The organism is Syntrophobacterales bacterium (assembly GCA_031274925.1).
In the GTDB taxonomy this organism is placed as follows: Bacteria; Desulfobacterota; Syntrophorhabdia; order Syntrophorhabdales; family Syntrophorhabdaceae; genus PNOM01.
In genome coordinates, this window is the sequence record JAISPL010000017.1 from 1 (window position 1) to 8,116 (window position 8,116).

General features: G+C 47.9%; 9 protein-coding genes and 1 tRNA gene. 3 read left to right on the forward strand and 7 right to left on the reverse strand.

Translation table 11 applies throughout. The features are described 5' to 3' along the window. Nucleotides 1-258 precede the first annotated feature (258 nt). Together hcp and LBQ00_03060 are read right to left on the reverse strand one after the other, a co-directional pair. On the reverse strand, nucleotides 259-1,881 hold the full coding sequence (gene hcp / locus LBQ00_03055) for a hydroxylamine reductase (GenBank protein ID MDR2017844.1): 1,623 nt from the start codon (nucleotides 1,879-1,881) through the stop codon (nucleotides 259-261). Nucleotides 1,882-2,456: 575 nt separating this feature from the next. After that, nucleotides 2,457-2,533, reverse strand: a tRNA-Met gene (locus tag LBQ00_03060). 214 nt (nucleotides 2,534-2,747) lie between these two features. Between LBQ00_03060 and LBQ00_03065 the strand changes: the two genes are divergently transcribed. After that, a complete protein-coding gene (locus LBQ00_03065; protein ID MDR2017845.1) occupies nucleotides 2,748-3,857 on the forward strand; it encodes a DegT/DnrJ/EryC1/StrS family aminotransferase in 1,110 nt (369 codons plus the stop codon). A gap of 283 nt (nucleotides 3,858-4,140) precedes the next feature. Here the strand turns inward: LBQ00_03065 and LBQ00_03070 are convergent, their stop codons facing one another. Together LBQ00_03070 and mscL are read right to left on the reverse strand one after the other, a co-directional pair. Continuing rightward, complete coding sequence (locus LBQ00_03070; GenBank protein MDR2017846.1) at nucleotides 4,141-4,242, reverse strand: hypothetical protein; 102 nt, start codon at nucleotides 4,240-4,242, stop codon at nucleotides 4,141-4,143. A gap of 265 nt (nucleotides 4,243-4,507) precedes the next feature. Beyond that, nucleotides 4,508-4,906, reverse strand: coding sequence for a large conductance mechanosensitive channel protein MscL (gene mscL, locus LBQ00_03075; GenBank protein MDR2017847.1), 399 nt, complete (start codon nucleotides 4,904-4,906; stop codon nucleotides 4,508-4,510). A 494-nt stretch (nucleotides 4,907-5,400) separates the two neighbouring features. Here mscL and LBQ00_03080 point away from each other — a divergent pair, with 494 nt between their 5' ends. Together LBQ00_03080 and LBQ00_03085 are read left to right on the forward strand one after the other, a co-directional pair. Beyond that, the gene (locus LBQ00_03080) at nucleotides 5,401-5,619 is read left to right on the forward strand and encodes a transcriptional coactivator p15/PC4 family protein (protein MDR2017848.1); all 219 of its coding nucleotides are present in this window, start codon (nucleotides 5,401-5,403) and stop codon (nucleotides 5,617-5,619) included. Nucleotides 5,620-5,636: 17 nt separating this feature from the next. Further along, nucleotides 5,637-5,879, forward strand: coding sequence for a hypothetical protein (locus LBQ00_03085; protein ID MDR2017849.1), 243 nt, complete (start codon nucleotides 5,637-5,639; stop codon nucleotides 5,877-5,879). A 1-nt stretch (nucleotide 5,880) separates the two neighbouring features. On the opposite strand, the gene LBQ00_03090 is transcribed toward LBQ00_03085, so the two are convergent. From LBQ00_03090 to LBQ00_03100, 3 genes are read right to left on the reverse strand one after another with little or no spacing between them, the layout of a single operon-like run. Further along, the gene (locus tag LBQ00_03090; protein ID MDR2017850.1) at nucleotides 5,881-6,363 is read right to left on the reverse strand and encodes a flavodoxin family protein; all 483 of its coding nucleotides are present in this window, start codon (nucleotides 6,361-6,363) and stop codon (nucleotides 5,881-5,883) included. 17 nt (nucleotides 6,364-6,380) lie between these two features. Beyond that, nucleotides 6,381-6,917: a hypoxanthine phosphoribosyltransferase gene (gene hpt / locus LBQ00_03095; GenBank protein ID MDR2017851.1), complete on the reverse strand. Its 537-nt coding sequence runs from the start codon at nucleotides 6,915-6,917 to the stop codon at nucleotides 6,381-6,383. Beyond that, entirely contained in the window at nucleotides 6,918-7,574 is a 657-nt protein-coding gene (locus LBQ00_03100) for an MBL fold metallo-hydrolase (GenBank protein MDR2017852.1), read from the reverse strand. Nucleotides 7,575-8,116 lie beyond the last annotated feature (542 nt).

Consider the following 8,116-nt stretch of genomic DNA (forward strand, 5'->3'; position numbering starts at 1 on the left):
CATAATGGGGCATAACTCAAATTACTATAGTATAAAAATTTTGTTCTTTCCAGATAAAAGCGCCCTCTAATACGTCACGTCTTGTCCTTTCCGTCATTCAGTGACCTGTCCCCGATCAAGATTCTATGACGGGCACGTAATCAAATGATTTCCATATAATATTTCAGGGCAAGTGGGGGAGGGGTTTACATAATAAATTTGTCGGCGGCTCGCTGGTAATGACTTCCAAGCGCACCGCCGACAAATGGATCTTACACTTTAGCCCAGTATGGCCTTAATGTCCGCATCCGGTGTAGTTATGGGTTTTATGTCATAATTTTTCACCAGCACGTCAAGTACGTTCGGCGTGAGAAAAGCGGGCAGACGCGGCCCCAGGCGTATATTTTTAATGCCGAGATGGAGGAGCGTAAGCAGGATGGCTACCGCTTTTTGCTCGTACCAGGAGAGCACCAGGGACAGAGGAAGCTCATTTACCCCAACGCCGAAGGCATTGGCGAGGGCAAGAGCGATCTGGATTGCCGAGTATGCGTCATTGCACTGCCCCACATCGAGAAGGCGCGGGATACCGCCAATATCTCCTAATTTTTTATCAAAGAAGCGGAACTTTCCACATGCAAGGGTAAGGACCACGGTATCCGCGGGGAGCTTCTCCACAAATTCCGTGTAGTAATTTCTTCCCGGCATTGCACCGTCACAGCCCGCAACGAGGAAGAAGTGGCGTATCTGCTTGTTTTTTACCGCCTCTATGACTTTGCCGGCTACACCCATGACCGCATCTCTCGCAAATCCGACCATTACCGTTCCTTTGTCTGTGTCTTCAGCAAACCCCGGCATGGAAAGGGCTTTCTCTATTACCGGCTGAAAATTGGTCCCATATACGTGACTCACTCCCGGGAAGCCGACCGTACCGGAGGTAAAGATGTTGTCCTTGTAAGATTCCTTGGGGTTCTGAAGGCAGTTGGTAGTCATAAGTATGGCTCCGGGAAACTCGGCGAACTCCTTGCGCTGGTTCTGCCAGCCCGTACCGTAATGACCGTAGAAATGCGAATATTTCTTGAGTCCGGGATACCCGTGGCAGGGAAGCATCTCTCCGTGGGTGTATACGTAAATATCCTTTCCCTCGGTATGCCTTAGAAGTTCCTCAAGGTCCTTTAGTTCATGGCCGGAAACAAGAATCGCCTTTCCTTTCTTTGCTCCCAGAGGCACGGTTGTGGGCAGGGGATGGCCGTAAGTTCCTGTGTTTCCTGCATCCAGAAGTTCCATGGTTTTAAGGTTTATCTCACCGCACTTAAGCACGAGGGCAAGCCACGCTCCCAGGTCAAGCCTGTTCATAAATATCTCGTAGAGCACCTCATGGACGAAAGCGTAGACTTTTTCGTCTTCCTGGCCCAGCATCTTGGCGTGATAACCATAGGCGGCAATACCTTTTACACCAAAGAGGGCCGTGTGCTGGAGTGAGAGAATATCGGGATCAATCTCAGGATTAGCCTTCAAGCCCACGGACTCTCCCTGTAAAACAAGGCCACCGACGGTCGCTTCAGGCTTGAGAAGGGGCTTTGGGAAATTGACGCCTCCATTTGCTGCCCGGACTTTCGCGGCTAGGGCGTCTCTCATTTTTATGCATGTATTGATAAGTTGCACAAATCTCTCAGGGTTGAAATTCACATTGGTCAGGGTTGAAAAAAGGCCTTCCATGGTGAACACGTTTACGGCGCGGTCGTTGACGCCCACCTTCCTTCCCTCCACCGCAAAAAAAGCGATCTCCTTTAGGCCATATACCATCAGGTCCTGAAGGCTGGCCACATCAGGCTGTTTGCCGCACACGCCAATTTTTGTACAGCCTTCGCCTTTTGCCGTCTCCTCGCACTGGTAACAAAACATAATTTCCTCCTTATGGTTTATAGATTTGGGGTTGATCATCTTTCATACGTTAAATATAACCATTCCGGAGCCGCTAAATCTTTGACTTAAATCAAAAAAGAAATGTCTTCTTGCCAAGGTGGACAGGTATGAAGGGATCCATATAGCTGTCCTATATAACTATCCTCAGCCCCCCATTAATTGCATCTGCTAAAGAAGTTGGTTAACTATATCATGGAGGGCGCCGTGAGCCAACTTAATTTATCTTTCCACCGAACAGTTTGAACGTATCAAGCCCTTCTTTCCTCTTTAGCATGGTATTTCACGAGTGGATGGCATGAAAGTGAAGAGAGGCATCTCAGGCTTATATTTCGGCTGAACAAAGGGAACTGTAAAACGCATACGCTTGACAGGATTTATGCGTTTCTATATAAGATGACACAGATAAGAATTATCTTCAAGGATTGACCTATTGACAATTCTAAAGTGGGGCAGGCTCGCCGATGATGTACAACCGGTTGCATCCCATGCGCAACCAGATGGTTTTGGGACAGAAAAAAGGTACTCAGCTTTATACTAAGTACCCGATTTTGCGTTGGTTGCGGGGACCGGATTTGAACCAGTGACCTTCGGGTTATGAGCCCGACGAGCTACCAAACTGCTCCACCCCGCTATGTGGCAACACTTTAACGCAAAGCATGTCTAAAGTCAACATTATTGTGGTTCATCCGCCTGTAGAGCGGGTTTTCTCGCAGACTTCAGGATCAAGCCGAGAAGGCTGGCGCCTTGCTCTGTCATTGCCATTTGTTGAGATAATCAAGACAAATATGTTATAACCGTTTGAGTCCGTTTTTCGGACAGAAGTCAAAAATAAACCCAAGGAATCTATGATGAACATACCTCCTATCAATCTCAAAGCCCAGTACAAAAAGGTAAAGAAAGAGATAGCCAGACATCTGAACGAAATCCTGTCCGAACAAAATCTGATCCTCGGCAAGTACAACACCGAACTCGAACGTACGATCGCCGGTTATGCGGGAGTGCCTTCAGCCGTATCGTGCGCTAACGGGACGGACGCCCTTATCCTTTCTCTTATGGCCCTGGGAATCAGGAGAGGCGATGAAGTGATCACCACTCCTTACACGTTTTTTGCCACTGCAAGCTCAATCGCTCTTTTGGGTGCAAAACCGGTTTTTGTCGACATAGAACCCGAAAACATGAACATAAACCCCGATCTCATCGAAAAAGCAATTACCAGGCAAACCAAGGCCATTATCATAGTCCATCTTTTCGGAAAACTCTGCGACACAGACCGCATTTGTGCGATTGCGGAAAAACACGGCATACCTCTTGTCGAAGACATGGCCCAGTCCCTGGGTTCCCGGAGAAACGGTAAAATGTCGGGCAGTTTCGGCGACATTGCTGCCATTAGCTTCTACCCTACCAAGAATCTCGGTGGTATTGGCGAGGGGGGCATGGTGCTCTCAAAAAACAAAGATCTCGGCGAAAAGGCGAGGAAACTCCGGATCCACGGCATGGGGAGCGTACCTTACCAGCACGAGATGATCGGCATCAACAGCCGTCTCGACGAGATAAAGGCCTGCGCCCTGGTAACCAAATTCCCCTATCTCGAATCGTGGAATAAAAAAAGGACAGAGAATGCGAAGTTTTACAACAAGAAGATGGCGAACTTGCCTGTGACGGTCCCGGTGATTGAGGACGATACGTCCCACATAATTCATCAGTACGTCATCCGCGTCGAGGAGCGGGATAAACTGCAAAACTTCCTGAAAGAAAAGGGTATTACCACTGGGATATACTACCCGGTTCCGCTCCACCTCCAAGGCTGTTTCAAATACCTGGGCTACAACAAAGGCGATATGCCAGTCGCCGAAAAGGCGGCCCTCACAAGTATCGCCCTGCCCGTCTACCCAGAGCTCACAAGGGCAGAGAAGAATTACATTATGACTGCCATGAAGGAATTTTTCGACAAGTAAAATGTCGACCGGCGGTAGCCCGCAGCCACCGCTGACCCGGACAAAATAGATGCGGTCTTGGTCTTTCAAAGTATCAGGGACAAAACCGTCACTCCGGATCAATCCCGGAATGACGGCAGGGTTATTTAGTTCTGAAGTAATCCACCTACATATATGCGTCAAGAATAGAAGCCCGTCAAGTTTAGCTTGACGGGCTTCTCCTGCTTTTGGACGCCCTTTTAAGGCTGTAAGAGCTGCTTGACAGGGATGGCGGGGTTAACCTTATCCATTGTTTCCAAGGTCTTTAATAACGACTCGGAAAATCAAGTACCTGCCCGGGGGTATATCTATTAGTAGTGGTCCCGTCGCCGAGCGCATCCCAACCATTCCTTCCCCACGTCCACACCGTATAATTGGATTGGTGGTTTTTTTATTCCCTTTAAGAAAAGTGCGCTGAACCTTTTTTAATCCCACCCGCCGAAAACTACCGTTTGAGAAGCGCAAAGAGTTCGCCTTTTGATATATCCGTATCTCTCAGTATCTTGGAGAATAAGCCGGGACCTATGGTCTCGCCGTTGTGAATACCTTTTTTACGGAACTTGGGATAGTGAGCACGTCTTGCAAAGAAGTTCTTATTCTACGCACTGGAAGCGGAACGTATCCAGAAAACGTCAAAGCTGTGATGTGCAAGCGGGGCATCGGGTAGCTTCAAGGTGCAAAACAGACTTGCAATAAGGGCAGAGCCGGTCTGGTGCGGGTTCTGCCTCTTTGTTCTTCTTGGCAAACAATTTTGTCATGGCGCGGACTAAGAGAAACACCACAAACGCCATAATGACGAAATTTATGACCGAGGTCATGAACGCACCGTACCGCAGGGTTATCCCGAAAGCGTTTATTTTCAAGGCATCCAAATTGCTTCTGGCGAATAGGCCGATGATGGGGGACAACAGGTTATCGGTCAATGATGTAACGATTGCGGAAAATCCTGCTCCGATGATAATACCCACCGCCAGATTCATCACGTTGCCCAACAACACGAATTCCTTAAAATCCTGCATAAACTTTTTCATCGTACCGCTCCTTATAATATTATATTTCACCATATATGGCTGTCAAACCTATACCAATCTACTCCTTTCTGAGCAAATTCACAATGTCCCGAAGAAGCAAGTCTCTTTTGTTTTTTCTCATCAATTAACAATCGCCTTCGGCCCGGATATAAGAAGATATAAGTTCTTATAATACAAGTATAATAGTAGGCGTTACCAAAAATATGTGAAAGCGTCAGTAAAAATGCGTGAAAAACCTCCCGGACTAACAGAAGGACAGACCGATATTTTTTGGGGTTAGTTTTTAATAACAAATCAGAGGTTGATATGCTTATAATTAATTTTAGCCCTTTAGGAGCATACGGAGCCTTTACTGACTTATTAGGGTGGTGAGTCCATTGTCCGGTCTTAATTCTTTTGTTTCCTTCCAGTTTTTGCTACAATGTAACGTTATTCACATATTAGAAAGATTTTAGCCGAGAGCGGTTAAGAGGCCAATTGCATAAGGAGGGGAAATGAAAATAGGAGAGATTCAGAAGGGCACGGATAAGATTATCGTAACCGTAAAGGAGTTCAAAGGCAAAACCTATGTGGACATACGGACATATTTCGAAAATGACCAAGGGGAGATGACGCCCACTAAGAAAGGGGTATCCTTGACCCCTGACAACCTTGACGACATACTCAACATACTTCAGGAAGCCCGGAAAGTAACAAGAGAAGGGACCAAATAGCAAAGAGGCGCCCTCGTATGAAAAAAAGCATTTTCCTGGCAGCAGCCGGTATCTGTTTTATCAGTTCCTGCACGGTCTTCCAACACCCCACGAAAACTCAGGCCGATCTGGACCGCGATCGGAAAGAATGTGAGAGATTCGTCGTAGACAACCCGGATCCGAACAAGACATGCAAATATGGCGCCGATTCGTGCGTCACCTGCGAGGCGGTAAAGCGCTGCCTTGAAGAGCGGAAGGGGTGGAAAAGGGTTAGGAACTGACTTATTGCTGTAATTGCTTCACGAGGTTTGCAACCCTATTCCCCAGTTTCCTCGCGTTAGCGGATGTTTTATCGTCCGGTGAACCGGTGCACGCCACGCCGTAGTGCCCCGTTGCGTCGAGCGGATCCCCCACAATAATCATACCGTAAATGAGAAATGCCTGGATTATGGACATAAGGGTCGTTTCTTTTCCTCCTGTCGGATCGCCGGAGGTAACGAAAGCCGCACCCACCTTATCACCCATATCCTTGCGAACTATCACGAATTTGTCGAACATCTCTTTCAGTGGGGCGGCCATGCTGCCGAAATAGACCGGCGAGCCTGCGATGATGCCCTGTGAGGCAAGGAAATCCTCTTTCGTCACGTCCTTGACCGCCTTTACCACGCAGCCGACATTCTTGACCTCCTTTACGCCCTCCGCCACCTCCTCCGCAAGCCTCTGCGTATTGCCTGACTTAGAATAATAGATTACCAGCACTTGCATGGTATCCTCCTTTTGAATCAATCCTTGCCTTCAACGCCTTCCACCACATATATTTCCGGGAGGTTCCTGTATTGTTCCGCGTAATCAATCCCGTATCCCACTACGAATCCGTCGTCTATGGTAAAACCCACATAATCCCCCTCGATTTCGATCTCTCTGCGGCCGCGCTTATCAAGAAGGGCACAGATCTTCACCGATTTCGGATTTTTACCAGCCAGCATTTCCTTCACATAGTTGAGGGTCAATCCAGAATCTATAATATCTTCGACGATCACCACATTCTCGCCTTCAAGGTTCTCTTCAAGGTCATTCATGACAGTAACCGTCCCTTTCGAGGTCATTCCGCTTCCGTACGACGAGGCTCGAATAAAATCAATCCTTGAAGGGTTGGCCACATGCCTTACAAGGTCCGAGGTAAAAATGAAGGAACCTTTAAGGAGACAGACAAAGACTATGTTTTCGCCGTTGTAATCCTTCTCGATCATGACAGCGAGCCTTTTCACGACCTGCTCAATCTTCTCTTTTGAATAGAGTTTCCTGAGCACCGCTTTCACCTACAGGGCGTACTGGAGGACAAAGATCTCGGGCTTTTGCGGCAGGCTCTCTTTTACTACCTCAATCTCTGACGACTTCACTTTGATGACCCCCTTCTTGCCCTTCGTGAATTCGTCCAAGGGCGCGATGGGGAATTCACACTTCTCTGTCTTGAAGTGCATGGGGATGGTGATGGCAGGCTTTACGCTCTCCATCACTTCCGTGGCCTCCAGGGAATCAATGGTGAAAAAACCGCCCACTGGCAGTAGGAGTACATCAATTGGGCCAAGGTCCTTTATCAGGTCATTGCCGAGGACATGGCCGAGATCGCCGAAGTGGGTCACGCGAAGGCCGTCCGCTTCGATTACAAACAGGAGGTTGCTCCCTCTCTCGCTCCCTTTGGAAGGGTCGTGGTATGCGGGCAAGGCCTGGATCTTCACCCCTTTTGACTCATGGATGCCTGGAGTTGCGATACGGACGAATGTGCCCTTGATATCCTTTACGTAATTGTGGTCGTCATGGTCATGGGAAGTAAGCACCAAGTCGGCTTCTTCGGTAATCTTCCCATAAGTCAAGGCACCGCCGAAGGCTCCGGACTGGTAGGGATCAATAATAATCTTTACGCCCTGGTCAGTGGTTATTCCGAAAGCCGCATGGCCGTACCATTTGATTTTCATTCCCTATTCCCTTTCTTTTTTCCTTGATAATAAACTGTGACTACAAAAGTGTCAAGGAAAATTAAGTGGTTAGGGAAGATATGCCGCTCCGATCCGGGCGCATTCTATAGCAGAGCGAATATTACGGAGCAAGAGCGAGACGAGCCAAAGTATGCGTCTTTGTCGATATAGTTTAAGATGATCGTGCCACGCTGGAAGGGTTCGTTGGGGGTATGTATCCATGACAAAGAGCACGGAAAGCGCAAATCAAGAGGACGATGCGTCAAGACTGCCTGATTCAATGAACCTCCCCGCCGCTTGCGGCGGGGTATACCGGGGTTTACGGCTGACTATCAGGAAGTGCGTCCTAAGGGGCGGGGGATTAGACCCGTAGAGATAAACTTTAGCTATAGTTTCCTTTCAATAATTTCCCTCTCCTTTTATACCCATAGACAAATACTATAAACAAAAGAACTTGCGCCTGATTTTAAGTGATCGTGCTGAAGTTATGTGAAAAGCGCCTGATAATGCTTTTGATATGATTTTTGCTTATCCTCTTCAAA

What these genes read in the sequence shown, in the direction of transcription:
- hcp (MDR2017844.1), bottom strand. Translation starts at nt 1,881, where the DNA reads ATGTTTTGTTACCAGTGCGAGGAGACGGCAAAAGGCGAAGGCTGTACA.
- LBQ00_03065 (MDR2017845.1), top strand. Translation starts at nt 2,748, where the DNA reads ATGATGAACATACCTCCTATCAATCTCAAAGCCCAGTACAAAAAGGTA.
- mscL (MDR2017847.1), bottom strand. Translation starts at nt 4,906, where the DNA reads ATGAAAAAGTTTATGCAGGATTTTAAGGAATTCGTGTTGTTGGGCAAC.
- LBQ00_03080 (MDR2017848.1), top strand. Translation starts at nt 5,401, where the DNA reads ATGAAAATAGGAGAGATTCAGAAGGGCACGGATAAGATTATCGTAACC.
- LBQ00_03085 (MDR2017849.1), top strand. Translation starts at nt 5,637, where the DNA reads ATGAAAAAAAGCATTTTCCTGGCAGCAGCCGGTATCTGTTTTATCAGT.
- LBQ00_03090 (MDR2017850.1), bottom strand. Translation starts at nt 6,363, where the DNA reads ATGCAAGTGCTGGTAATCTATTATTCTAAGTCAGGCAATACGCAGAGG.
- LBQ00_03100 (MDR2017852.1), bottom strand. Translation starts at nt 7,574, where the DNA reads ATGAAAATCAAATGGTACGGCCATGCGGCTTTCGGAATAACCACTGAC.